The organism is Pseudomonas sp. BIGb0381, from assembly GCF_024809815.1.
GTDB lineage: Bacteria > Pseudomonadota > Gammaproteobacteria > Pseudomonadales > Pseudomonadaceae > Aquipseudomonas.
The window spans coordinates 289,620-313,349 of record NZ_JANUEN010000004.1; the positions used below are offsets into that span (position 1 = coordinate 289,620).

Sequence of the window (23,730 nt, forward strand, 5' to 3'; positions counted from 1 at the left end):
CGTCCTGCCCCTTATTGCGCTTCTTAGAAGAAGTCGCTCTGGATAAAACCGAAATCCATCAGCTCGGCATCGCCTACGGGCCTGAATTCATTCATCTGGTTTTTGGCGGTCAGCGGTGTGGGCGGGTCGAGCAGGGCATTGGCCTTGTCATAACCTTCACCCAGCACGGCGAAGACGATGCCGTTCCAGCCCTTGACGAAGTCGTCATGCGAATAGCGCTTATGGCCCAGTACAGGGTCGCCGATATAGACCCAGTCCTTGTCGGCGCGCTGCATCACCACGAAGTGCTTGTAGCCACGAATTTCCAGCAGGACCACCACGGGGATCTTTACGGTGACCAGTGTTTCTGGCGCGATTTTGTAGCCCCGGGCACGCATGCCGATGCTTTCGAGGTAGCGCTTCATGTCCAGCATGGAAAACCCCTGGGTACGTACCAGGTCCTGGTCTGCATTGACCAGCATGCCTTTGATGACGTGATCTTCGTCTACGTCCAGCCAATAACCCTGGCGCAGGATGGTGGCGAGTGCCGCAGCACCGCAGCTGAAATCGGTTTTCTGTTCCACCAGGTTGGCGAACCGGCGCTCACGAATACTCTCGACCTTCTTGTAGATTACTGTACCGCCAGGCAGGGCGGAGATCGCCATGGTGCCTGCCCAGGTCGGGCCGGTGAGCAGCATCAGGAGGGTGAGGGTCGCGAGGCGCATGATCATGTGACCTGCTGGACACTGGAATAAAAAAGGGCCTTGTTGCCAAGGCCCCGTTGGATCAGAAGCGCACGCCGCTGGCGCAGACGCTGCAACCTTGACCGATCGACAGGCTGTTACTGCCTTGGTTGCCCGAGCCGGACTGCAGGTTCACACCTACGTTGCCGGAGTTGCGGTTAACCGAGTTGTCGAGGCTGGAGTTGTTGGACACGTATTGGGCTTTGCTGCCATGACCATACCCGTAGCTGGTAGCGGCAGCGTTCAGGTAGCTGTTGGCGAGCGAGTTTTGCTCGGTGTTCGCGGCCGCTGCGATGTTTTTGCCATCAGCCGTGGTGATTGCCAGGTTGTTTTTACCCTGGTTGCCTTGACCGGCCTGGCCGTTGTAACCCAGGTTGCCGGAGTTACCGTTAGCCGAGCCATCCAACGAGGCGTTGTTTTGGGTGCCTTTGTTGACGAAGTTGTTCAGCCCGCTGTTTTGATTGACATCGACGACAGCGAATACGGTTGCAAAGTCACCTTTGGCACTGGAGATGGCGCCGGAGTTGTCTGCCTGGTTACCGCTGCCCGACTGGACGTTAACACCGGTGTTGCCGCTGTTGCCGTTTACCGAGTCATCGGCAGAGGCATTGTTTTCGGTCTTGGTGTCGTCAAACTTGTTGCCGACGCTGTTTTGTACATCGGTCACGACAGAGGCAACAACCCCGGTTGGTTGAGGCGCAGGGTGCCAGCCACCACCATTTGCTTGAGCAGCAGCAGCCATGAGTGCAGCCAGAGCGAAAACCAGTGGTTTCAGAGCCATTTGAGGTTTCATGGTGTTTCTCCTTGCTTCTAATTAGTTGGTTAAGTGTTGGTACGGTCTAACGAGTGCTACCAAGCGTTTACTTGATAGTGATGCCCAGGGTGTTAGCCACTCGGTTCCCCACCCCTGCACTCTGGTTCACCTGAATCACTCCTCGGCTGCCTGTGAAGGCCTGGTCGCTTGTAACGACAAGGCGGCTGCCAGTGGTGGGGGTGAGCCCTGAGTCGGTTGCCAGCGTCGTGGTGTTCTGTTGCAACAGGACGCTGTCATCAATGCTTTGCGGGCCAGGGTTGATGCTGATCCGCACGGCATTGATTGTTTGGTTATTGGCGCCGGCCGACTGGTTGATGCCCAGTACACCGTTGCCATTGGTAAAAGAGCTGCCCTGGATCGCCGCCTTGGCATTCAGGGACGGGTCGACACTGCCGTCGAGGCGCTGGATGTTGACGTTGGTGGCCTGGCCACCGAGCGCGATGGCGCGGCTGTTGGACATTTGTTGCTGGTTGCCGGCCGCCTGGTTGATCGACACGACACCCTCGTATTGTTGGCCGCTGTTGTTGATCACTGCCGTGTCGTCGGCAAATACCGGGGCGCTGGCCAACAGGGCGAGAACGAGCAGGGAGCGATTCATTATTTGCCCCCCAGCATGCTGCCGATGTTGTTCAGTGGCGCCATGCCGCGCTGGATCGAGTCGCTGATCTGCCCGCCCATGCTGCTGCCCGCACCGTGGCCGGCGGCAGAGCCGGCCCCCAGGGTGGACATGCTGCTTTGTGTGGCATGCAGGCCGGTCAAGGTGCCGTTGGTCTGAACTGCGCGGACGATGCTTGAGCCGCTGCTGACGCTGCCGATATCCATGTCACTGAGCTCGCCAGTGGCACCGATGATTTCCCGGCTGGGATTGGCGTTGGCAGTCGAGGGGTAGGGGTCTTTACCGAAGGCGGCGCGGCCGTACATATGAGCCTGTACATTGCGCCCCGTCACGATCACGCCGTCACCTGCAAAGCTTGGAACACTGATGCCGACGCTGAGTACACAGCTGATCAGCAGTACGTTCATTGGACCTTGAGTGAGTGTAATCACGGCGGCATTCCCTGTTCTTCGCGCTGACCCTAAACAGCGCTGTAAGGGATAGAGCAGAAGCCGTGCCGCTTTTTATTTTTTATTGTTATTCAATGAGTTGGAATTATTTGTGGGCAAAGTGATGTCAGTGCTGTTTCATCGCTGATACAGCTTGTGTTCGGCCATGTGCACACCGCCATACCACAAACGATTCACCCCGCTGTATCAGCGCTGTAACACTGTGCATGACAAAACGATGACTCCGCCCAGTGCGGGCGGTCCAGAGGAGTCGAGTGTTTCAAAAATGGACACTTCGGGCGCAAACGCGCCCAGGCTTGTGGCCAGCGTTCAGCCTTTGGGGGATTTACGCGGGATGGAATTGATGACGGGGTTGCCATCCTGGTTTTGGGTCAGGTAGACCGGCAGAACCTTGGGCAACGAGGGGATGAGGTTGTTGACCTCGGTGATGTTGTAGATGCCGCCGATCCGAATCGTCCCGGTGTTGGCGTCCGCCAGCATCACCGGTTTGTTCAGGTAGCGGTTGATCAACGGCAACGCATCGACCAAGGCCAGATTGTCGAGCACCAGCTTGCCCTGGCGCCAGGCCAGGGCGGTGTCATTGGGGCTCATTGCGCGTACGCGCGGCGTTGCATCGCCTTGTTGATAGCTGGCCTGCATGCCCGGCGTCAGGGGCACGCTGCCGTGTACCTGGTCGCTGGCAATCTGCACCGAGCCTTCGAGCAACATCACTCGCACCTGGTCTTCATACTTCCAGACGTTGAACCGGGTGCCCGTGACGCGCACCTGGCCTGAGCCTGCGTGCACGATAAACGGATGTGCGCTGTCATGGCTGACCTTGAAGAACGCCTCGCCCTTTTTCAGCGTGACGCGGCGCTGATCCTTGTAGTTGCTGTAGACCAGTTCGGTGCCCAGGTTGAGCTCCACCTCGCTGCCATCGCCCAAGGTGACCTGGCGCAAGCCATTGGCGGCCTGGAAACGTTCATAGGAACTCGGCAACCAGCCGGCTTCCCAGCCTGTAAACGCGACCAGAGGCAAGACGGTCAGGCAGATCGCCGCCGCTACCGCGTAGGTGCGCAAGCGGCTGCGTGGCTTCTTGAAGGGCACCACCAACGCCGGGGTTTCGTGGCGGGGCAGGTGGTCGGCGACGTCCCAGATTTCCAGCATCGCTGCGTATTCAAAGGCGTGCAGCGGGTGGGAATCATGCCATTGCGCAAAAGCCTGACGCTCACCTGGGGTGCAATCACTTGCGTGCAGGCGCATGCACCAATGCGCGGCGGCGTCGGTGATGGCGTCATATTCGGCTTCTGAAAGGGACTTTTCGCTCATTAACTCATCCTGATTTCGCACATTCTAACCTCCTGAGGTGGACCGCGAGAACAGGCGTCATGGCGATTGCACATCAATTGGAACTTATTCTTGTTTGGCGCGACCTAAAAAATTCAGGACATTCCCACAATGGAGTACGAATATGCTGAAGAAAACCTTAGTCGCCCTGTGTGCAACCACCGCGCTGCTCAGTGCAGGCGCCGCTCTGGCCGATAAGCCCGGTGCGGGCTGGATCACCATTGAAAAGGCGATTGAAGTGGCGAAGACCAAGGCCGGCTACATCGAAGTCTATGCAGCCGAAGCCGATGACAACGGCTATTGGGAAGTCAAAGGCCGCAAGTCTGACGGCACCGTGTATGAAGCGCGCATCGATGGGGCTTCGGGCAATATCCTGCGTGACCAGAAAGACTGATAGACCCGCCGGGAGCCTGTTCAGGCTCCCGCATCCAGTTCCCGGCCGAGTTGACTGATCAGGTAAGTGACGGAATCGGCATTGGCCAGAATCGTGTCGATACGCTTGTCGGCGTTGCTCATGAACATTGACCGTGCGTCATCGAGGGTCCGGCAGCCGGTGGTGCTGAGGACTTTATCCTTCAGATCCGACGTCACGCGGCTGCTGCCGAAGTCCTCCCATTCCTGGGTGAACTCGTCCCATGTCTTGAACAACAGGGTGGCGGGCGTCAGGGTCGACAGTGCGGTATCACGCAAGTTGCCAAGGTCGGTCTGCATCAGCTGGGCGCCGTGAATCTTTACGTTAATCAGGTCATGGAACGGTCGCATGGTGTCCAGATACGCCAGGTCTTCGGTCAAGGACTTGATGTGCGTGATTTCATGAATCAACACCGTTGCCCGTGCATGGGCCGAGAGGTTGAATGGGGTGTTCAATCGGTTTTGGTAGATATCCATGTGCGGATCAAAAAAACGGTCCAGCAAGTAGATCTTCTGCTCCGCATCATCGGGCAGCACAAAGGCAAATGTATCCTGTTGGCTGTAGCGGCGCGTGCCGCTGACAAACCGCCGAGAGTCCGGGCTGATCAGGGTGTGATTGGTCAATTCATCGAGCACCTCGTCGACGCGCCGCTCGACTCGTTGCACCTGATCGGACGTCAGTGTGACAACCCCGAACAACTCACTGAAAAACCGCCCCGGCCGGCTGTTGGGCTTCAGGTGTGTGGCAAAGTGCAGGAGGTTGCGCTTGCAGGTGACCGCATAGTACGTCGCAACATTGAGTGCTTCATCAATGCACTGGGCTTTCCAACTGGATAACGCGGCAATTTCCCGCATGCCTACGGCTTCGATATTGATGGTGTCCCGTTCGCCTGCCCGGGTTTTGGCCCTGCCTGCGTAGCGACTCAAGGTTTTGCCGTAGCGCGGGTGGTGCCGGCCGAGGTCCAGCGTCCATGCGCCTTGGGCATTGCGTTGCACATAAGGGCCATGCAGTTCGTCATTGCTTACGCGCCAGTGTTCACCGGCTTTTTTCACCGGGTACACCTTGCCTGCCAACGGCACGAAATGACCGCTGCCAGTCTTGTCGCTGTACAGGCGGCTCTGTGCGTCTTGCTCCAGATCCTTCAAGGCAATTGCGTGGTTTTCAAAGGCTTGCAATCGGGTGCGGGCAGGGGCGGTCAGGTCCAGGTCGGCCAGTGTGGCGGCGGCCGGCGCAGGGGCTTGCAGCCATTGCTCCAGCGGAACTTGCTCCTCGGTTGAGGCGGTCTGCGGCAGGAGTTTGTCCAGCTCCTTGCGCAAGGAGGCCAGCTCGGCCACACCGCCGATAAAGGTTTTGAGCGCGTGTTGCCAGCGGTGTCGCTGCAGGTCTTCAGCCGAGGCCAGGAACAGTTTGTGGCTGCGCCACACGGCCAGCGGGTACGCCAGTTTGCCGGCCATGAACTGCAATCCTTTAGGGATATCTTCGGTGAACAGGCTGGTGGCTGCGTTCCACTGCACCTTGCCCGACGGAGAGAACTGACTGGCCAACATCTGAAGCAGCATCTCGAGGTTGTCCTCAAACAGCTGGCTCAACAGGTTGCCGGTAATGGGCGAGGCGCCGAGTTGGATTTCCGAGTGCCCCTGGCTCCAGCGTTGGCCCAGCAAATTGCGGTAAGTGGCCTGATGAGGGGCTGGCATCCGGCCGATTACCCAGTCCTGCAGCGCACCGGCGGTGGTGAACTCATTGAGTAGCGCCGCCTCATTGGCGTACTCCTTTAATAAATGCTTGGGACTGTAGGGCGCATACAGGATCAGGGGGCCGGACGCGCCCGCTTTGGGACCGATCAGGTAGCAGCCCAGTGCCTTGACCTGGGCTGCGCCCGCAGTGGCGATCAGTTCAAGGGGCCGTATGATCGCCGTCGCGCCAGCCACGGCGGCACGCGCCACGGCATCTGGCATGTCGAATACTTGCTGGACGAAGCTCCAGGCTGATGCGGATAGCCGCTCCTGCAGTGTTTGTTCATGAGCGTATTGCAGCAATTGCCAGGGCAACTGCCGGCAGAACAATTGGCGGCGCTCACGGGCGTCTTCGGTCTGACCTTTGAGGCGCGTGGTTAGCCGTGTCTGGTAAAGGCTTTTCAAGTCCAGTTGGCGAACCAGTTGCACCACCGCATTGCCGTCCAGTGCGGCAGGCAAAGGCGTCGCTGTGCGCGATTGTGGCCGGATGTCTTCGGCGCGTAGATCAGGCAGGTGTCGCAGGGCGAAATCCGTCAGGGTTTCAGCGTGCCCCTCCAGGTCGATACGGCCGGGAATCAGAACGGTGTCCGGGTTGACGATTTGCCCGGCAAAACGCGCATCGAGCAGGGTCGAAAGGGTGCGTTTGGCCAGTTCGCGCATGGGCGTGATGCCGTGCAGGTAGTCACGCTCGTCCGCGCTGTTGACGCGATACTGCTCGAGCAATTCGGCCTGCAGGATCTGTTCATGGGGCAGTGCCATGCCCAGCCACACAGGCAGTGCTTGCTGCTGGACCATGGCGCGCGCGATGGCAATGGCCCTGGGCAGGTTGGTCGGTGGTGCCTGGCGGATAAAGCTGTCCATGCAGTCCTGAAAGCGCCGGGCGCTCAACTTCATCGAGAGTAGATGCTCAATCGCGTCACGCATGAAGTCGCTGTAGGACTGTTGGCGGTTGTGCAGCAGGTGGTCGTCGATCCGACGCAGGGGGGCGAGCTGACAGGCCTGATGGGGCGCGCGCGTGGAAACCGGCAAATTCTCCATCAGCGGCAACCGCCCGAAGGGGTCTTGTAAACGTTGTTTCAGGGCTTCGCACAGCACCTTGATCGACGCAAATGCCTCATAGCCGCAACGGGGTGTCCACAACAGTGCCGCCCCTGAATGGTCCGGGTCTGTGCCGCCGCGTTCAGTCAGCACAAAGCAGTTGGCCAGGGCCTGGGGGGTGGTGTCAGTGCCGATCTTGAGGGTCAGGCCAAACGCATCCGGGATGAAGCCGTTGAGGCCTCGGCGGGTCAGGCGGGTCAGGCTGTCGGCATGCAGGACGCTGTCCAGCAGTGCGAGACCGGGGTGCGACAAGCTTTTGTCCAGCCGCCTCAGTCGCGCTTCGCCGCTCAGCCCCTGCAGCATCCCATCGCTGAGGTGGGCCCGGTTATTGTCCAGAAACAGATGTGGCAGCCCACGCAAGTCGCGTTCTGCAAAGGTGGTCAGGACCTGCTCGATAACCGCATTGAAGCCAGCAGTTGTCAGGTTTTGCAGCTTGTTGGCGACGCCCGCGCTGCGCCTGCCATAAAACCCGCTCAGGGACGAGTCCGTCAGCGCAATGGCTTGCTTGGCCAGGCGCGCAATAAAGTGCTCGACCATGCTGGAAGACCGTTGGGGCAAGCGCTCTTCGCGATCGCTGGCGTGTGTGGCATAGGTATTGATATAGACATCGTCGGCGTTCAGGTCCAGCCGGCGCTTGGCCAGTTCGGCGTCCAGCGCATGGGCCGCCAGGTCGCGCAAGGTCGGCTGTTTGCTGCGTTCCAGCGCCATGGCCGCCTCGACGGCTTGCAGGCGCTGCAGGTGTGCCTTGGCCTTTTCGGCATGCACCGTGGACGGGCGGCCATTGCCAAGGGTAATGGGGTGGACGCTCCAGCGGCCGCCCGTTTCCAACGCCATCAAGCGGCTGTCGAGCATGGTGCGTACGTCCAGGGCACTGTCGAGCAGCGCGTCCAGGTCGATCTCCCCCGCGCTGCGCCGAAAAAGCCCCAGCGCGTACTCCAGGTTGTCGAACTGCTTGGCGAGAATGTCCTCAACCATTTCGAGAAATAGATCGCCAGCGACAGGGTTCCCGGTCACCTCAATGTGATCCATGCCGATAAACACACTGCGCTCGTCCAGCGACAGGAAATTGAGCAGCTCATCTTCATGCCCGGCGGTTTTGAGCATGGTCAGTAGGATGTCCTTGAGGTCATTCAGGTTCTCGAGCACCTGCAAGCCACGCGATTGGGTATACAGATACGCCTGGGCATTGCTGATCATCAGGGTGCCGCCCAGTTCGACGTAGTGTTGAAAAGGTGCGTGAACCCGCACTTTTTCTATATTCAACGGGCCGGCGAAGGCCATACGCGAAGCGTGGTCCGGAAGGAACAACGCCCGCAGTTTTTGACTTTCATCGGTGGACAGAACCCTGTCCTGGTGCTTGAGCAGCAGGTCGGTGCGGCACTTGTCACTCATGACCCGGGCGCAAAACTGCCGACGTGACTGCCCTGCGTTGAAGTCTTCATTCCAGTAGGTCTGCAACAGGCTGTTCAACAGCGTTGAAAGAATCCCGCTGGTTTGCTCGACCACGCTGTCCCAGCGTTGCAGGTCGTCGGCCAGTTGCGCCTGGGTAAAGGCGCGGGTGTCATGGCCGATGTTGAAAAAGGAGTGGGTCTGGCCCGCGGGCCAGGCATGGGAGACGTAAAACCGTAACAGCGCGTCGCGCAACGGTAGCGAGTCGACCCAGCGGCTGTGTGCTCCCACGGACGCGCGGCTGAAGAAGTTCACCCGAGTGTCGGCCTGGTTCAGGCCGGGGAAATAGGTGCGGGCCATGATGCTGAGCAAGGTGTCGAGCATCCCATTGAGGCTGGGAAATTTGCGCAGCTCATCAAGCAGGGCCACTGCATTTTTTTGCTGACAGGCCAGGACGGTGTTCTTCTGGTCTTCCATCACGGCGCCTTCGATGACGCTCGCCGTCACCGTCAGGTGCACCGTCACCGGCAATGCGTCACGCTCGGCAATCGACAGAAATTGCAGCAGGTCGGTGCGCGAGCTCGGTTGCTTCAAACGCTCCTGCACTTCACTTAGCAGGTCGGTGCGGCTCTCGAATAACTCCAGCCCGCCATACGGGGTGTACAGCACGGCTTTGTTGTCGTCCGGGGTCGGGCTCATCATGAAGGCGCCGCCCATCGGGAGGGCGGCTTGGCCCGGTGCGTTGATCAACAGTCTTTCCACCCGCATCGGGTAGCGCTGTAGGGTCAGGTCCGTACGTGCCGTATGAGTGGCGTAGTACAGCGTATGCAGCCAATCGAGGTCCTTGACTGTGAACCCCAGTGCATGTTCCCGTGGCGTGGGTTGCTTGCGTCGGGTTGGCAGTAGGAACTCATCGAAAAAATACGGCGGGGTGATGGTCGCCAAGGTGTGCTCTCCGTTCAACAAAGGGGAATGGAGACCAGGGTAGGCGGCGCCGCGGCGTGTGTGGCGGTAGATAACTGGACCCGGCTTCAAGCGTCCGTTGACAGCAGGCACATGGGCCGTTGTTTAATCAACGGTCTGGATTCTTGTTGTCTCTTCCAATTATAAAATCGGAGCTACAGATGTCTGCCCAGTCCCCGATAGTTGAAAACGCTACAGCGCTCATCGGTTTCAACGACCTGGTGGGCTTGCTCCACGCCGTGTTTGTGAAGCACGGCACGTCGCCGGAAGTTGCCGCGATCCTGGCACGCAATTGCGCCAGTGCAGAGCGCGACGGTGCCCATAGCCATGGCATTTTTCGTATCCCCGGTTACCTCAGCACACTGGCCAGTGGCTGGGTCGACGGCAAGGCTACACCGGTGGTCACGGATGTCGCGTCGGGTTTCGTGCGGGTGGATGCCGGCAATGGCTTCGCCCAGCCGGCCCTTGAGGCCGCGCGTCCGTTGCTGGTGGCCAAGGCACGCAGTGCCGGCATCGCGCTGCTGGCGATCCACAATTCCCATCACTTCGCCGCGTTGTGGCCCGATGTCGAACCTTTCGCCGAGGAGGGGTTGGTGGCGCTGAGCGTGGTCAATAGCATGACCTGCGTCGTGCCCCATGGCGCCGACCGCCCGTTGTTCGGTACCAACCCCATTGCCTTCGCGGCGCCGCGTGCCGATGGCGCCCCTATTGTTTTCGACCTGGCCACCAGCGCCATTGCCCACGGAGACGTGCAAATCGCTGCGCGCAAAGGCGAGCGCCTGCCGCCGGGCATGGGTGTCGACAGCCTCGGCCAACCCACCACCGACCCCAAGGCCGTGCTGGAGGGCGGTGCGTTGCTGCCGTTTGGCGGGCACAAGGGCTCGGCGTTGTCGATGATGGTCGAGTTGCTGGCGGCGGCCCTGACGGGCGGCAACTTCTCTTTCGAGTTCAACTGGGCCGACCATCCTGGCGCGCGCACGCCCTGGACCGGCCAACTGCTGATTGTGATCGACCCGAGCAAAACCGCCGGGCAAAGCTTCGCCGAGCGCAGCCAGGAGTTGGTGCGGCAGATGCATGCGGCAGGGTTGCGGCGCTTGCCGGGGGATCGACGTCATCGCACGCGGGCGAAGTCGTTGGAGGAGGGGGTGGAGGTGGATCTGGAAGCATTGAACCAGCTGCGAGACTGGGCTACGTAGATGCTGTCTTATCCCGCTCCGCGCAAATACGCAGCTGCCTCGCTTGCACTCGGCAGCTGCGTACGCATGGAGCTATACGGAAGGTGTCAGTTACGGCGACCCAGCAGCAGGCCAACCACCAGGCCAAAGCCCGCGGAGATAGCCACGGTCTGCCATGGATGGCCGCCGATGTAGGTTTCGGTGGCATTGACCACCGGCTTGCTGCGCTCGCGCACGTTGGATACCGAATCCAATGCCTGCTTGAGTTTGATGGCGACCTGTTCGCGCAGGGTTTCGCCTTCTTCGCCCACCAGGGCAGCGCTGCTTTTGAGCAGCTTGTCCGATTCTTCGATCAGGGCCGTCAGTTCACTGAATGCTTGATCCTTGATTTGATCTTCAACAGCTTGGGCGGCAGTTTTGCGGGCCATGGGTGTGACTCCTTGCAGGTGAATGTGACAGTGAACAATGGAGTGCCGGGCGGCGGCAAAAGTTGCAGTTTTTTGTCGGGTCAGCACTGGCGAGCGAAATCCAAATCTGGAAAATTCGACCTACAGTGTAAGATGTCGTCTATTTGTGCAGCAGGAATTTTGACATGAGCTTCAATCTCGCCAACAAGACCCTCGCCGAACGCGCCGAGCTGGAAGATGAAAAGTCCCGCCTCTACGACCTGTGGCAAACCAACCTGGGCAAGGCCAAGGGCGAAGCCGCACGGTTGTTCGGTGAGCGCGCCAAGCGCAAGGGCAAGTGGTCCGAATGGGTCCGCGCCGAACTCGACGGCATGTCGCCACCGGAGTTTTCCAACATGGTGCGCAGTGAAGTCAACAAACTGATGGCGGCGGCGAAGTAAAGCTGGCGGCAATCGCCTCGCGGACTTTAAGTAACATCGGGTCGAGCTGGGCCTGGGTTCGCCAACCCAGCTCCACCGGGTAGCGCGGCAGCGCCAGCGGGCAGGGCAGTACACGCAGGCCGGTCATCTCGGCGATGGCCTGCGCCGCATGCCCGGGAATGGTCGCCACCGCCTGGCTGCCCTTGAGCAGAAACGGCAGCGCGGCAAAATGACTGGTCGAGGCGCACACCTGGCGGCTCAGCCCCTGCGCCGCCAACCCTTCGTCTGTAATGCCGATAAAACCGCCCGACGACACCAGCACATGCTCGCGGGTGACAAATTCATCCAGGCTGAGGCTTTCCTGGCCCGACGCCAAGCTGCGAGGGTCCACGACGCAGCGATAATCCCCCCCTCCCAATACCTGCCGACTCAACCGGCTTTGCGCAAAACCGCCCGCCGTAATCGCCAGGTCCAGGGTGCGGTCGAGCAGAGCTCCGGCAACGATCTGGCTGTGGGTTTGGCGGAAAATCACCCGCAGCTTCGGCAGACGTTGTGCGATGGCGTCCATCAGTCGGCGGCCATAGGCAATCTCGAAGTCGTCGGATAGGCCCACCACCACCGAGCGGCCTTGATAGTTCGGGTTGTCTGGATTGACCATCGCCAGGCTTTGCCGACAGCGCTCCAGCGCCTCGCTGATCACCGGTTTCAACTGGTTGGCCCGCAGCGTGGGCGCCAGGCCACGGCCGGTGCGCACAAACAGTTGGTCGCCATAGACGTCGCGTAAACGGCGCAAGCCTGCACTGATGGCCGACTGTGTAACACCCAGGCGCAACGCCGCGCGGCTGGCGCTGGACTCATCGTGCAGGGCTTCGAAGGTTTTCAGCAGGTTCAGATCAACGTGGGCGATATTCATTTGGCTCATATCATTCAGCACTGAGGTGGGCTTTATTCATGATCGAGCCTGGCGAGAGAATGGGCAACCCCCCTTTATTTGGAGTGATCGTGATGCCAGTTTCCACTGTGGCGGCCCTGCAAATCGGTTCCCTGCCTGGCGGCAAGGCCGACACCCTGGCGCAAATTCTCGCCTATGAACACGAGATCCTGCGCAGCGGCGCGCAATTGGTGGTGATGCCCGAAGCGCTGCTAGGCGGCTATCCCAAGGGTGAAGGTTTTGGCACCCAATTGGGCTATCGCCTGCCCGAAGGCCGCGAAGCCTTTGCCCGCTATTTTGCCAACGCCATCGATGTGCCGGGCGCCGAGACCGAGGCCCTGGCCGGCTTGTCGGCACGTACCGGCGCCAGCCTGGTGCTGGGCGTGATCGAGCGCAGTGGCAGCAGCCTGTATTGCACCGTGCTGTATTTCGAACCGTCGGGCGGCCTGGTGGCCAAGCACCGCAAACTGATGCCCACCGGCACCGAACGGCTGATCTGGGGCAAGGGTGACGGCTCGACCTTGCCGGTGATCGACGCGGCGGTAGGGCGTATCGGCGGCGCGGTGTGCTGGGAAAACATGATGCCGCTGCTGCGCACTGCGATGTACGCCAAGGGCGTCGAGGTGTGGTGCGCGCCGACGGTGGATGAGCGCGAGATGTGGCAGGTGAGCATGCGCCATGTGGCGCATGAGGGGCGCTGCTTTGTGGTCAGTGCCTGCCAGGTGCAGGCCTCGCCTCAGGCGCTGGGCATCGAGGTCACCAACTGGCCTTCGGAACGCCCGTTGATCGCCGGCGGCAGCGTGATTGTCGGCCCCATGGGCGACATCCTGGCTGGGCCGTTGCTGGGTGAGGTGGGGTTGTTGACCGCGCAGATCAACACCGATGACCTGGTGCGCGCGCGGTACGACTATGACGTGGTGGGGCATTACGCCCGGCCGGATGTGTTCGAACTGGTGGTGGATGAGCGCGCCAAGCCAGGCGTGCGCTATATCACCGACTGAACCACGATCGAACTGTGGGAGGTGGCCCTCAGCGTTTGGGCGACTGGTTTTCCAGCCATTCCTCGCGGGTCATTTCCCAGATATCCCGCAGGAAAGTCCCTGCCACAAACTCACCTTCATCCGTCCTGATCAAACGCATGCCCGTACGCTCGGAAATTCGCCGTGAGCCCAGGTTGGGTGCGGCCTTGGGCACTCGCAGCACGGGGCGCTTGAGCACGCCGAACCAGTAGTCGGTCACCGCCGCGCTGGCTTCGGACATCAAACCTTGCCCCTGCCATTGCGGCCCTAGCCAGAACCCGCGGTTGTTATCCTGCTCGTCCATCAGGCTGACGTTACCAATCAACTGTTCAGGTGCGCTTTTAAGGCGCAGCGACCAATGCCATTCCTCGCCACGGGCCATGGCGGGTAGGGCGATGTGCTCCAGGTAGGTGCGCGCGCCGTCGGCCGGGTAGGGCCATGGCACCAGGGCGTTGAGGTAACGCACCACGTCCCAGTGCGGAAATTGCTGCTGGATCCCTTCGGCATCGTCCAGGGTCAGCGGGCGCAGGATCAGGCGTTCGGTAAAGAGTGTCGGTTGCACGGTGTCATTACCAGGTCGCGGTATTCGGCAAGTCCAGCGTGCCGCGGTCCACAAAGCGCATCGTGCCGAACAGCCCACCCGCCAGTTTGCCCCGCAGCACATAGGGCAGGTTGTTCAAGCTCTGGGTCTGGCTCAGGCCCAAGGTCTGGCGCAGCACGGAAAACGCCGAAACACTCACCGGCACCACCAGCACGGTCTCGGAAAAACGTGGGATGCTTCCGCTCTGGTCACTCACTCCCGACGCCAGCGGCCGGCCGTTGACCTCCAGGTCCAGGGCCACGCCGTTGTAGTCGATCGCCGTTTCATTGGGGTTCTGCACCCGCAGCTTCACGGCGAAGCGCACTTCCAGGTCCTGGCTTTGCAGCGGCTCGATGCCCACCACATTGATATTCACCGGGTCGCGGTTGGGGAACAGCGCGCAGGCGCTCAAGCTCAGCAGCAACAGCGATAGAACCATGAGCTTGCGCATACAAAGGGTGCTCCTATTTCGTGACGTCCGGGTCCTGCATCACTTTGAGGGTAGAGGACTCCGGATCAAATTCATCTTCTTCCAGCTCTATGAACTCTTCCGGCAGGAAAATGTTCAGCAGGATTGCACAGAACGCGCCCACGGTGATCGGCGATTCGAAGATGTTGTGCAGCGCCTTGGGCAGGTCGCGCAACACTTCCGGCACGGCGGCCACGCCCAGGCCCATGCCGAGGGAGATCGCCACGATCAGCACATTGCGGCGATGCAGCCCGGCTTCGGCGAGGATCTTGATGCCGGCTACGGCGACGGTGCCGAACATGATCAGGGTCGCGCCGCCCAGCACCGGCTTGGGCATCAGTTGCAGCACCGCGCCGATCATCGGGAACAGCCCCAGCAGCACCAGCAGGCCGGCAATGAAGTACGCCACGTAGCGGCTGGCCACGCCGGTCAACTGGATCACGCCGTTGTTCTGGGCGAACGTCACCATCGGCAGGCTGTTGAAGGTCGCGGCCATCGCCGAGTTGAGGCCGTCGGCCAACAGGCCTGACTTGATGCGCTTGATGTACAGCGGGCCCTTGACCGGCTGTTGGGAAATCATCGAGTTGGCCGTCAGGTCACCGGCCGCTTCCAGGGGCGAAATCAGGAAGATCACCGCCACCGGGATAAACGCCACCCAGTCGAACGAGAAACCGTACTTGAACGGCACCGGCACGCTGATCAGCGGCACCTGGGGCAGTGCCGCCATATCGACGCGCCCCAGGCACCAGGCCACCACAAAACCCAAGGCCAGGCCGATCACGATCGAACCCAGGCGCAGGAACGGGTTATTGAAGCGGTTAAGCACCACGATGGTCAGCAGCACCAGGGCTGCCAGGCCCATGTTGCTCGCCGCGCCCAGGTCGCTGGCGCCAAAGCCGCCGGCCATGTCGGTGACGGCCACTTTGATCAGTGACAGGCCCATCAGGGTAATGATGGTGCCGGTCACCACCGGGGTGATCAGCTTGCGCAGCTTGCCGATGAACTGGCTGAACACCACTTCGATAAACGCTGCAAAAAAGCAGATGCCAAAGATCGTCGAGAGGATCTCATCGGTGCCGCCGCCCCGGGCCTTGACCATGAACCCCGCGCTGAGAATCACGCTGATAAACGAGAAACTGGTGCCTTGCAGGCACAGCAGCCCCGAACCAATGGGGCCGAACGTGCGTGCCTGGACGAAGGTGCCGAGCCCCGACACAAACAGCGCCATGCTCACCAGGTAGGGCACTTCGCTTTCCAGGCCGAGCACGCCACCGACGATCAGGGTGGGGGTGATGATGCCAACAAAACTGGCCAGCACATGCTGCAACGCGGCGAAGATCGCCGCGCTGAAATGCGGGCGATCTTCCAGGCCGTAGATCAGGTCGGATTTATAGCGGGGGCGGGGGGCATGAGCGTCAGACAAAATGATGGCTCGGGTCAGAAAAGGGAGGCGCAGGATGCCAGAAACTGCTCAGCGTCAGAAGTGTAAAAAAATATTTATAAAGACCCTGCATAAAACCTCGATTCCTGCCGATACTGCTTATAGGCCCACCTATCAAAAACAACAGTGATGGCCGAGGTCAGACAGTGCGTTGACGCTGGCTGGTCGTTTTGTGGCATGGGCGCGAGCCGCCACTCCATTTCGAGATCCCCCCTATGTCACTCCGTCACTTGAACATCGCCCCTCGAGCTTCTCTCGGCTTCGCTTTCATCGCCCTGTTAGTGGTGGTGTTGGGCGGCTTCGCGGCCAACCGCATGACGTTGATGCGCCAAGCCTCGGTGGACATGAGCGCGAACCAACTGCCCAGCGTGACGTACCTGGGCCAGATGACGGAGAACGTCCTGCGCATGCGTATTCTGTCATTTAGAGTACTGGTCAACCGCGAGCCCGCCGCCCTGCAGGAAGCCGAAACGCGCATCGGCGTGCTGGTCGACAAGGTGAAGAAGGCCCAGGCCGGCTACGCGGCATTACCCGCCGGTACCGAGGAAGCGGCGTTGTACAAGACGTTTGTCAGCACCCTGGATAACTACTTCAAGGCCCAGGCAGACATGCTGACGTTGTCCAAGCAAGGCAACGTCGAGGAGATGCGCGCCCTGATCAATACCCGTGTCAAGGAAGGTACTGACCAGATGGGCGAGCAGTTGAACAAGCTGATCGCGATCAATGCCGCCAACGCCAAGCAAGCCGACGACCACGCAGGGCAGAGCTACACCAGCGCCATCACCGGGATTATCGTGGTGTCGGTCACCGCTGCGCTGCTCACGGTGCTGCTGGCCTGGTTGCTGACCCGCAGCATTGTGACGCCTTTGCGTAAAGCTGTTCAGGTGGCTGAAACCATCGCAGGTGGCAACCTGACCAGCGTCATTGAAGATAATGGCAACGATGAACCCGCGCGCCTGATCAACGCCTTGTCGAGCATGCAAACCAACCTGCGCCAGACCATCCAGCACATTGCCGGTTCGGCCACGCAGCTGGCCTCGGCGGCTGAAGAGTTGAGCAACGTGACCGAGGAAGCGTCCCGGGGCCTGCAACAGCAGAACAATGAAATCGACCAGGCCGCCACGGCGGTCAACGAGATGACCGCTGCGGTGGAGGAAGTGGCGCGCAATGCAGTGTCCACCTCCGAGGCTTCCAACCAGTCCAACCAGGCCGCGCGCGAAGGCCGCGACCGGGTGGTGGAAACCGTCGGGGCGATCCAGACCATGACCCAGGACGTCCAAAACACCGCAGCGATGATCGAAGGCCTGGCCACCCAGGGCCGTGACATCGGCAAGGTGCTGGACGTGATCCGCGCGATTGCCGAACAAACCAACCTGTTGGCGCTCAACGCCGCCATCGAAGCGGCGCGCGCCGGTGAAGCCGGTCGCGGGTTCGCGGTGGTGGCTGACGAAGTGCGGGCCCTGGCCCATCGCACGGCGCAGTCGACCCAGGAAATCGAGAAAATGGTCGCCGGCATCCAGAACGGTACCGGTGAAGCCGTGCAGTCGATGCAACAGAGCAACCAGCGCACCCAAAACACTCTGGAATTGGCCCGCGCCGCCGGTGTGGCCCTGGAGCAGATCACCCAGTCCATCAGCCTGATCAACGAACGCAACCTGGTGATCGCCAGCGCGTCGGAAGAACAGGCCCAGGTCTCCCGTGAAGTGGACCGCAACCTGGTCAACATCCGCGACCTGGCGACTCAGTCGGCGGCGGGCGCCAACCAGACCACTGCAGCCAGCCATGAACTGTCGCGCCTGGCGGTGGATTTGAATGGGATGGTGGCGAGGTTCGTTATCTAAGTATTTGGAATACTGGCAAAAATGTGGGAGGGGCTTGCCCCCTCCCACATGTGTTTATTGCTTCCAAGCGCCTGGGTTGACCAGGTTCTTCGGTTTTTCACCCGCCAATGCCTGCAACAGATTATCCACCGCGCACTTGGCCATCGCCTCACGCGTCTCATGGGTCGCGGAGCCGATATGTGGGGTCGCCACCACGTTGTTCAGACGCAGCAACGGTGAGCCGTGATCAAGCGGTTCCTTTTCGAACACGTCCAACCCCGCCGCCCGAATCGTACGTTGTTGCAAGGCGTCGACCAGCGCCGCCTCGTCCACCACTTTGCCCCGCGAGATATTGATAAAGATCGTCTCCGGGCCCATCAGCGCAAACTGCTCGGCGCCGATCAGCTTCTCGGTTTCGGCGGTCAGCGGCAGGGTCAGGCAGACAAAATCGGCCTGTTGCAGCAAGTCGTTAAGGCTGCGGTACTGCGCACCAAAGCGCCGTTCCACCGCCGGCTTGGGCGAGTGGCTGTGGTAGAGCACCGGCATGCCAAAGCCGAAATGCCCGCGCTGGGCCAAGGCTTCGCCGATGCGGCCCATGCCGATGATGCCCAGGGTCTTGCCATGCACGTCGCTGCCGAAGTGTGACGGGCCGATATTCTTGTTCCACTGGCCGGCGCGCACCATGTCCGCCAGCTCCACCACACGCCGGGCAGTGGCCAGGATCAGCGCGAAGCCGGTGTCGGCGGTGGTTTCGGTGAGCACGTCCGGGGTGTTGCTGAGCAGGATGCCGCGTTGGGTCAGATAGTCGATATCGTAGTTGTCGACCCCCACGGACACGCTGGCCACGGCTTCAAGTTGCGGCGCGAGATCCAGCAGCCTGGCATCCAGGCGCAGGCTGGCACCGAGCAAGCCGTGGGCGGTGGGCAGGGCGTCGCGCAGCTTGGCCAGGCCGGACTCGTCCAGCGCTTCGATCAGCGTGACCTCGGCGTGTTCATGCAGGCGCGCCATCAGCGGTGCGGAGAGTTTCTTGTATAAAACCACAGATTTTTTCATTGAGTTTTTACCTTCAATTCGAGGGTAGGCAGCGGCGCGCGCTCACGGTCACTGGCGCCGGGCTTGAGGAAAATCGTCAGCACCACCGACAGCATCAGCGCGCCGCTCATCAGCAGGTACGAGGCGCCGGGCGAGCCGGTGCTGCTATTGAGGTAACCCACCAGATACGAGCCGCCGAACGAGCCGAGGGCGCCCATGCTGTTGATCAGCGCCATGGCGCCACCGGCGACGTTGGCGGGGAGGATTTCCGGGACAATGGCAAAAAACGGCCCGTACGGCGCATACATGCAAGCCCCGGCAATCACCAGCAGGGTGTAGGACCACCAGAAGTGTTCGGCGCCCAACGCGTAGGACGCGTAGAAGGCGATGGAGGCAACCAGCAGCGGCGGCCACACAAAGCGCTTACGCTTTTGCAGTTTGTCCGAGCCCCAGGACACCACCAGCATGGCGATCACGGCGGCGAGATAGGGCAGGGCCGAGAGCCAGCCGGCTTCGACCATGTCCATCTGCAGGCCTTTCTTGAGGATCGACGGCAGCCACAGGACAAAACCGTACACGCCGATGCTCCAGCAGAAAAACTGCAGCGCCAGGATGATCACCTTGGGCGAACGGAACGCTTCGGCGTAGTTCTTCACCGCCTTGATACCGACCTGTTCGGCGGCCAGCGCGCTTTCCAGGTCTTTTTTGTGCTGTTCGCTCAGCCATTTGGCGTCTGCGGGTTTTTCATCCGCCAGCTTCCACCAGATAAACGCCCAGAACACCGCCGGCAGGCCTTCGATGATAAACATCCAGCGCCAGCTGAAATGCTGCACGAGGTAGCCGGACACCACCGACATCCACAGCATGGTCACCGGGTTGCCGAGGATCAGGAAGGTATTGGCCCGCGAGCGTTCGGCACGGGTGAACCAGTGGCACAGGTACACCAGCATGGCCGGCATCACGGCGGCCTCGACCACGCCGAGCATGAAGCGAATGACGATCAGCATGTAGGCGTTGGACACCACGCCGGTCAGGGTGGCCAGCCCACCCCAGAGGATCAGGCTGACGAAAATCAGCTTCTTGACGCTGCGTTTCTGCGCGTAGATCGCACCCGGCACCTGGAAGAAGAAGTAGCCAAGGAAGAACAGCGCCCCCAGCAACGACGACATGCCGGGGGTGATCATCAGGTCTTCGGCCATCCCGGAGGCGGCGGCAAAGCCGTAGTTGGCGCGGTCCAGGTACGCCAGGCTGTAGGTGATAAAGACGATGGGCATGATGTACCACCAACGACGGGTGGCGAGTTTCACGGTGTCCATAAGGTTGCTCCTGAGCTTGTTGTAGTTGTGGCAACAGGGTGTGGGTCAAGCGACGGATCGGGTGGGTAACTCGGAACGGGTGGGCAAGCCTTCCATATCGCCGCGACTTTGCACTGCGCGGCTGCCGATCCAGTTGCCGCGCTGCACGGCCTCGGGGAAGCTGAGGTTTTCCAGCAGGGCGCTGATCATGCCCACGGCAAAACCATCGCCGGCGCCGACGGTGTCCACCACCTTGTCCACGGGCACGGCGGCGACAAAGCCCTGGTCCAGCTGGGTGCGGAAGTAGGCGCCGTCCGGGCCCAGCTTGATCGCAACGGCTTCGGCGCCCTGGTCGAGGTAGAACGCGGCAATATCCGCGGGGTCGTCGAAACCGGTGAGCAGACGGCCTTCGCCCAGGCCCGGCAGGACCCAGTCGGCGAGGCTGGCGAGGGCGTTGATTTCGTCGATCATCTGCGCCTGGCTGGTCCATAGCGACGGACGCAGGTTAGGGTCGAACGACACGCTGCGCCCGGCTTTGCGCATCTGTGTCATCAACTCGCGGGACAACTCGCGGGTGGCCTCGGACAAGGCCGGCGGAATACCGGTGGCATGCAGATGGCGGGCCTGCAGCAGCGCAGGGCTGATGGCGGTGACGGACAACTGGCTGGCGGCCGAGCCCTTGCGGAAGTACTCCACCTGCGGGTCATCGCCGGCTTCTTCGCGGGACTTGAGCTGAAAACCGGTGGGGTGCAGCGGATCGACCGCCACATGCCGGCAATCCAGGCCTTCTTTTTTCAGCGTGTCGACCACAAAGCGCCCGAGGGAATCATCGCCCACCCGGCTCAGCCAGGCGACGTTGAAGCCCAGGCGCGACAGGCCGATGGCGACATTACTGTCGGCGCCGGCAATGCGTTTGTGAAACTGCGCCACCTGGGCCAGGTCGCCGGTCTGCTCGGCGACAAACATCGCCATGGTTTCGCCAAACGACAGAATATCGATCTCAGACATGGGCATTCTCCCCACGAGGTTGGCCGAGGAGGGCGAGGGCCGCCACTTGTTGCGCAGTGACGTCGACCAGGTCATCGCCCTGCAGCGGAAATTCCACTGCCCGTGTAATGCCTTGAGTCATGTGCTTGAGCAGTTGTTCCCACAGATGCAGGTCGGTGGCGCCGGGCGGCAGCGCTACCAGCTTGCCGTCTGCGCGGCGCGCCACAGCCTTGCAGTGCAGGTAGTCGACGTGCCGGCCCAGCAGGCGTGCGGCGGTCAACGCGGATTGGTCCTGCCACTGCCAGTTGCCGATATCGAAGGTCATCTTGACCGGCAGGCCCAGGCGCTCGACTTCAGTGAAGAAGCGCTGCATCGGCTCAATGCGCCCGCCGTGCAGGGTCTGGTCGTTTTCCACCAAGAGCTTGACCGGGTGGCGAGCGAGCAGGGCGTGCAGGCTTTCCAGGTCGTTGGTGTCGGTGAAATAACCGAGGGAGACTTTCAGCCAGCGCGCACCAAAGGCCTGGGCACGGTCGAGGGTGGCGTTCAGTTCGGCATTCGGCTGGGCGCGGCCGGCGATCCACAATTCAAGCGGCGATGAAAATACGCACTCCAGGCCCTGTGCGGCGGCGGCCTGGGCCAATTCGGCGGGTTGCTCAACGGTCAGCAGTTCTTCGCGCCACTCAATGCGCTGGGCACCGGCGGCGGCCAGCAATTCGACAAAACTCAATTGGCCTTGCTGGCGGACCAGGTCGGCGCCGTAGCTGGAAAGGCTGATGGAAACGGGGTATTTGTGCATTGTTGTTTACCTCTGAAACCGGTTTCATTTTTTGACGTTGAATGTCCAGTCGACTCTGCCGTAGCCGCAGCCTCGCCAAGGCTCGACAGCGGCTACGTGTAGGGGCGCTGGGTTGAGCCTCGGATGATCAACTGGGGCAAAAAATCCAGGGTGCGGGTCGGTTCGGTGTCACCGCGCAACCGCTTGAGCAGGCAATCGAACGCACTGGCGCCAATCGCTTCGGTGGGTTGGGCGAGGGCGGTGATGCCGTTGCCCACCAGCGGGTACCAGTCCAGGTCATCCAGGGCGATCAAACCCACGTCGTCGAACAGGTTGCAGTCCAGCGCCTTGAGCGCACGGGTGCAGGCCAGCGCGGCGATGCCGTTGGCGCAGAACAGGGCCTTGGGGCCGGGTTTGGCGAGAAAGGCTTGCAGGCGTTGTTCCAGCGCATCATCGAGCTCCAGCACCGCGCCGGTCAGCGCCGGGTGCCGGGCAATTTCGCTCTTGAAGCTGTCCAGGCGTTCCTGCCGTGAACTGGTGCCATCGCAGGCCTCACTCACCAGCAACACCTCGCGGTAACCCTGCTGTTCCAGGTGCTCCACCGCCATGCGCACCGCCGCCGGGTTATCCAGCCCCACCAGGTCGCTGTGCAGCGGCTCGACCTTGCGGTCCACCAGCACCAGAGGCATTTCCCGTTGCAGTTCCAGCAATTGGTCGAGGTGATGGCCGAGGGTGTTCACGATCAGCCCTTCGATGTTGTAGGAGCGCAGCGCCGCCAGGTGTTGGCGCTCCTGTTCGTCATCGCGGTCGGTGTTGCACACCACCAGGCTGTAGCCGTGCCGGCGGCAGGCGGTTTCGACGCCGTGCATCACGGCAATGGAGTAGGGGTTGCGGATATCGGCCACCAGCATGCCGATCAAGCGCGTGCGGCCACGTTTCAACCCGCGGGCCATCTGGTTGGGGCGGTAGCCGAGTTGTTCGATGGCTTGTTCGATGCGCAGGGCGATGGCATCGGAGAGCAGGGCGCGGTCTTCGCCGATAAAGCGCGACACGCTGGCCTTGGATACGCCGGCGTGCTCGGCGACGTCGAGCATGGTCACGCGGCTGCGCTGGGCGGCAGAAAAGTTGTTCACGGTCATCGACCTTCTATTTTTATTGGAATGACTGAAACCGGTTTCAGGAAACCACTAAAGTAGGAAAGTCGTCAAGAAGCTGTAGGACAAAGATAGATGATCGGTGTGCTCAGACGAGCATGCCCAACCACGCCGCCGCCAACAGCAGCAGGGCCATGCTTCGGTTAACACGCTGCATGGCCTTGGGCGAACGAAACACCCGCGCAGACCCCACCCCCAACAGCGCCCAGGTGCCCAGGCAGGGCATCGATATCAGGAAAAACACCAGGGACAGGTACACCACCTGGCTTTGGCGCTGCTCACCATTACCGGCAAATACGCTGACCACCGCCAACGCCATCATCCACGTCTTGGGGTTGATCAATTGCAGGCTGGCAGCGCCGATCAGCCCCAGAGGCTTTTGGCCTGCATCCACTTCGATGACTTGAGGGGGGGCACGGAAGATCTGCCAGGCCAGGTAACTCAACCAGGCGACGCCGGCCCACTGCATGGCGCTTTGCACCTTGGGCAGGTGTACCAGCGACTGGCCAAACCCGGCCCCCACCAGGAGCACGAGCCCGGCCGCCCCGGTGCAGGCTCCGAGGATGATTGGCATGGCGGCTTTGAACCCGTAGCGGGCGCTGTTGCTCAGCACCAGAATGTTAGTGGGGCCGGGTGTGATGGAGGCGACGAAGGCGAACAGCATGAACGGCAGCAAGGTGGACAGCATGGCGGGGGACTCCGGT

General features: G+C 61.2%; 22 protein-coding genes. 5 read left to right on the forward strand and 17 right to left on the reverse strand.

The features are described from left to right. Window positions 1-23 precede the first annotated feature (23 nt). The 5 genes from M2397_RS14690 to M2397_RS14710 all read right to left on the reverse strand — a co-directional run bounded on the left by M2397_RS14690 (window position 24) and on the right by M2397_RS14710 (window position 3,909). Window positions 24-704 (reverse strand): C39 family peptidase, encoded by a 681-nt coding sequence (locus M2397_RS14690; protein WP_131696606.1) that lies wholly within the window; start codon window positions 702-704, stop codon window positions 24-26. A 61-nt stretch (window positions 705-765) separates the two neighbouring features. Beyond that, a complete protein-coding gene (locus M2397_RS14695) occupies window positions 766-1,515 on the reverse strand; it encodes a hypothetical protein (protein WP_131696605.1) in 750 nt (249 codons plus the stop codon). Window positions 1,516-1,582: 67 nt separating this feature from the next. Then, the gene (locus M2397_RS14700) at window positions 1,583-2,134 is read right to left on the reverse strand and encodes an adhesin (protein WP_145337290.1); all 552 of its coding nucleotides are present in this window, start codon (window positions 2,132-2,134) and stop codon (window positions 1,583-1,585) included. Further along, the gene (locus M2397_RS14705) at window positions 2,134-2,559 is read right to left on the reverse strand and encodes a hypothetical protein (protein ID WP_259243885.1); all 426 of its coding nucleotides are present in this window, start codon (window positions 2,557-2,559) and stop codon (window positions 2,134-2,136) included. Before M2397_RS14705 ends, M2397_RS14700 begins: the two co-directional genes overlap by 1 nt. A gap of 351 nt (window positions 2,560-2,910) precedes the next feature. Further along, on the reverse strand, window positions 2,911-3,909 hold the full coding sequence (locus M2397_RS14710) for a FecR family protein (protein WP_259243790.1): 999 nt from the start codon (window positions 3,907-3,909) through the stop codon (window positions 2,911-2,913). A 142-nt stretch (window positions 3,910-4,051) separates the two neighbouring features. On the opposite strand from M2397_RS14710, the gene M2397_RS14715 reads away from it, so the two are divergent. Then, window positions 4,052-4,321: a PepSY domain-containing protein gene (locus M2397_RS14715; protein WP_025857288.1), complete on the forward strand. Its 270-nt coding sequence runs from the start codon at window positions 4,052-4,054 to the stop codon at window positions 4,319-4,321. 20 nt (window positions 4,322-4,341) lie between these two features. On the opposite strand, the gene M2397_RS14720 is transcribed toward M2397_RS14715, so the two are convergent. After that, window positions 4,342-9,504, reverse strand: a complete 5,163-nt coding sequence (locus M2397_RS14720) for a dermonecrotic toxin domain-containing protein (RefSeq protein ID WP_259243794.1) — start codon at window positions 9,502-9,504, stop codon at window positions 4,342-4,344. A 179-nt stretch (window positions 9,505-9,683) separates the two neighbouring features. On the opposite strand from M2397_RS14720, the gene M2397_RS14725 reads away from it, so the two are divergent. Next, window positions 9,684-10,718 carry an Ldh family oxidoreductase gene (locus M2397_RS14725; protein ID WP_184745805.1) on the forward strand — a complete coding sequence of 345 codons (1,035 nt, stop codon included), beginning with the start codon at window positions 9,684-9,686 and terminating at the stop codon, window positions 10,716-10,718. 86 nt (window positions 10,719-10,804) lie between these two features. On the opposite strand, the gene M2397_RS14730 is transcribed toward M2397_RS14725, so the two are convergent. After that, window positions 10,805-11,125, reverse strand: a complete 321-nt coding sequence (locus M2397_RS14730) for a YqjD family protein (protein WP_259243795.1) — start codon at window positions 11,123-11,125, stop codon at window positions 10,805-10,807. Window positions 11,126-11,289: 164 nt separating this feature from the next. Between M2397_RS14730 and M2397_RS14735 the strand changes: the two genes are divergently transcribed. After that, window positions 11,290-11,544: a hypothetical protein gene (locus M2397_RS14735; protein ID WP_053135090.1), complete on the forward strand. Its 255-nt coding sequence runs from the start codon at window positions 11,290-11,292 to the stop codon at window positions 11,542-11,544. On the opposite strand, the gene M2397_RS14740 is transcribed toward M2397_RS14735, so the two are convergent. Next, complete coding sequence (locus M2397_RS14740) at window positions 11,516-12,436, reverse strand: LysR family transcriptional regulator (protein ID WP_259243796.1); 921 nt, start codon at window positions 12,434-12,436, stop codon at window positions 11,516-11,518. The two genes, M2397_RS14735 and M2397_RS14740, sit on opposite strands and share 29 nt — an antisense overlap. A gap of 92 nt (window positions 12,437-12,528) precedes the next feature. On the opposite strand from M2397_RS14740, the gene M2397_RS14745 reads away from it, so the two are divergent. Next, window positions 12,529-13,455 (forward strand): carbon-nitrogen hydrolase family protein, encoded by a 927-nt coding sequence (locus tag M2397_RS14745; protein ID WP_259243797.1) that lies wholly within the window; start codon window positions 12,529-12,531, stop codon window positions 13,453-13,455. 28 nt (window positions 13,456-13,483) lie between these two features. Here M2397_RS14745 and M2397_RS14750 read toward each other — a convergent pair whose 3' ends face one another. The 3 genes from M2397_RS14750 to M2397_RS14760 are packed head-to-tail and all read right to left on the reverse strand — an operon-like array spanning window position 13,484 to window position 15,945. Continuing rightward, entirely contained in the window at window positions 13,484-14,035 is a 552-nt protein-coding gene (locus tag M2397_RS14750) for a GNAT family N-acetyltransferase (RefSeq protein WP_259243798.1), read from the reverse strand. Window positions 14,036-14,042: 7 nt separating this feature from the next. After that, window positions 14,043-14,504 carry an LEA type 2 family protein gene (locus M2397_RS14755; RefSeq protein WP_145337296.1) on the reverse strand — a complete coding sequence of 154 codons (462 nt, stop codon included), beginning with the start codon at window positions 14,502-14,504 and terminating at the stop codon, window positions 14,043-14,045. Between the two features lie 13 nt (window positions 14,505-14,517). Next, on the reverse strand, window positions 14,518-15,945 hold the full coding sequence (locus tag M2397_RS14760; RefSeq protein WP_259243799.1) for a nucleobase:cation symporter-2 family protein: 1,428 nt from the start codon (window positions 15,943-15,945) through the stop codon (window positions 14,518-14,520). Window positions 15,946-16,178: 233 nt separating this feature from the next. Between M2397_RS14760 and M2397_RS14765 the strand changes: the two genes are divergently transcribed. Further along, the gene (locus M2397_RS14765; protein WP_259243801.1) at window positions 16,179-17,804 is read left to right on the forward strand and encodes a methyl-accepting chemotaxis protein; all 1,626 of its coding nucleotides are present in this window, start codon (window positions 16,179-16,181) and stop codon (window positions 17,802-17,804) included. Between the two features lie 54 nt (window positions 17,805-17,858). On the opposite strand, the gene M2397_RS14770 is transcribed toward M2397_RS14765, so the two are convergent. The 6 genes from M2397_RS14770 to M2397_RS14795 all read right to left on the reverse strand — a co-directional run bounded on the left by M2397_RS14770 (window position 17,859) and on the right by M2397_RS14795 (window position 23,714). After that, window positions 17,859-18,836 (reverse strand): NAD(P)-dependent oxidoreductase, encoded by a 978-nt coding sequence (locus M2397_RS14770; RefSeq protein WP_259243802.1) that lies wholly within the window; start codon window positions 18,834-18,836, stop codon window positions 17,859-17,861. Beyond that, window positions 18,833-20,131 (reverse strand): MFS transporter, encoded by a 1,299-nt coding sequence (locus M2397_RS14775; RefSeq protein WP_259243803.1) that lies wholly within the window; start codon window positions 20,129-20,131, stop codon window positions 18,833-18,835. Before M2397_RS14775 ends, M2397_RS14770 begins: the two co-directional genes overlap by 4 nt. A gap of 45 nt (window positions 20,132-20,176) precedes the next feature. After that, the gene (locus M2397_RS14780; RefSeq protein WP_259243805.1) at window positions 20,177-21,118 is read right to left on the reverse strand and encodes a sugar kinase; all 942 of its coding nucleotides are present in this window, start codon (window positions 21,116-21,118) and stop codon (window positions 20,177-20,179) included. Further along, entirely contained in the window at window positions 21,111-21,893 is a 783-nt protein-coding gene (locus M2397_RS14785; protein ID WP_131696590.1) for a sugar phosphate isomerase/epimerase, read from the reverse strand. Before M2397_RS14785 ends, M2397_RS14780 begins: the two co-directional genes overlap by 8 nt. 92 nt (window positions 21,894-21,985) lie before the next feature. Then, window positions 21,986-23,005, reverse strand: a complete 1,020-nt coding sequence (locus tag M2397_RS14790) for a LacI family DNA-binding transcriptional regulator (RefSeq protein WP_145337302.1) — start codon at window positions 23,003-23,005, stop codon at window positions 21,986-21,988. Between the two features lie 109 nt (window positions 23,006-23,114). Then, the gene (locus M2397_RS14795) at window positions 23,115-23,714 is read right to left on the reverse strand and encodes a LysE family translocator (protein WP_131696588.1); all 600 of its coding nucleotides are present in this window, start codon (window positions 23,712-23,714) and stop codon (window positions 23,115-23,117) included. Between the last annotated feature and the right edge of the window lie 16 nt (window positions 23,715-23,730).

Excerpts from the sequence above, each read along its gene's own strand:
- M2397_RS14775 (WP_259243803.1), bottom strand. The coding sequence starts at position 20,131 with ATGGACACCGTGAAACTCGCCACCCGTCGTTGGTGGTACATCATGCCC.
- M2397_RS14700 (WP_145337290.1), bottom strand. The coding sequence starts at position 2,134 with ATGAATCGCTCCCTGCTCGTTCTCGCCCTGTTGGCCAGCGCCCCGGTA.
- M2397_RS14795 (WP_131696588.1), bottom strand. The coding sequence starts at position 23,714 with ATGCTGTCCACCTTGCTGCCGTTCATGCTGTTCGCCTTCGTCGCCTCC.
- M2397_RS14770 (WP_259243802.1), bottom strand. The coding sequence starts at position 18,836 with ATGAAAAAATCTGTGGTTTTATACAAGAAACTCTCCGCACCGCTGATG.
- M2397_RS14730 (WP_259243795.1), bottom strand. The coding sequence starts at position 11,125 with ATGGCCCGCAAAACTGCCGCCCAAGCTGTTGAAGATCAAATCAAGGAT.
- M2397_RS14735 (WP_053135090.1), top strand. The coding sequence starts at position 11,290 with ATGAGCTTCAATCTCGCCAACAAGACCCTCGCCGAACGCGCCGAGCTG.
- M2397_RS14715 (WP_025857288.1), top strand. The coding sequence starts at position 4,052 with ATGCTGAAGAAAACCTTAGTCGCCCTGTGTGCAACCACCGCGCTGCTC.
- M2397_RS14695 (WP_131696605.1), bottom strand. The coding sequence starts at position 1,515 with ATGAAACCTCAAATGGCTCTGAAACCACTGGTTTTCGCTCTGGCTGCA.
- M2397_RS14705 (WP_259243885.1), bottom strand. The coding sequence starts at position 2,559 with ATGAACGTACTGCTGATCAGCTGTGTACTCAGCGTCGGCATCAGTGTT.
- M2397_RS14690 (WP_131696606.1), bottom strand. The coding sequence starts at position 704 with ATGCGCCTCGCGACCCTCACCCTCCTGATGCTGCTCACCGGCCCGACC.
- M2397_RS14755 (WP_145337296.1), bottom strand. The coding sequence starts at position 14,504 with ATGCGCAAGCTCATGGTTCTATCGCTGTTGCTGCTGAGCTTGAGCGCC.
- M2397_RS14785 (WP_131696590.1), bottom strand. The coding sequence starts at position 21,893 with ATGCACAAATACCCCGTTTCCATCAGCCTTTCCAGCTACGGCGCCGAC.
- M2397_RS14740 (WP_259243796.1), bottom strand. The coding sequence starts at position 12,436 with ATGAATATCGCCCACGTTGATCTGAACCTGCTGAAAACCTTCGAAGCC.
- M2397_RS14710 (WP_259243790.1), bottom strand. The coding sequence starts at position 3,909 with ATGAGCGAAAAGTCCCTTTCAGAAGCCGAATATGACGCCATCACCGAC.
- M2397_RS14725 (WP_184745805.1), top strand. The coding sequence starts at position 9,684 with ATGTCTGCCCAGTCCCCGATAGTTGAAAACGCTACAGCGCTCATCGGT.
- M2397_RS14765 (WP_259243801.1), top strand. The coding sequence starts at position 16,179 with ATGTCACTCCGTCACTTGAACATCGCCCCTCGAGCTTCTCTCGGCTTC.
- M2397_RS14745 (WP_259243797.1), top strand. The coding sequence starts at position 12,529 with ATGCCAGTTTCCACTGTGGCGGCCCTGCAAATCGGTTCCCTGCCTGGC.
- M2397_RS14780 (WP_259243805.1), bottom strand. The coding sequence starts at position 21,118 with ATGTCTGAGATCGATATTCTGTCGTTTGGCGAAACCATGGCGATGTTT.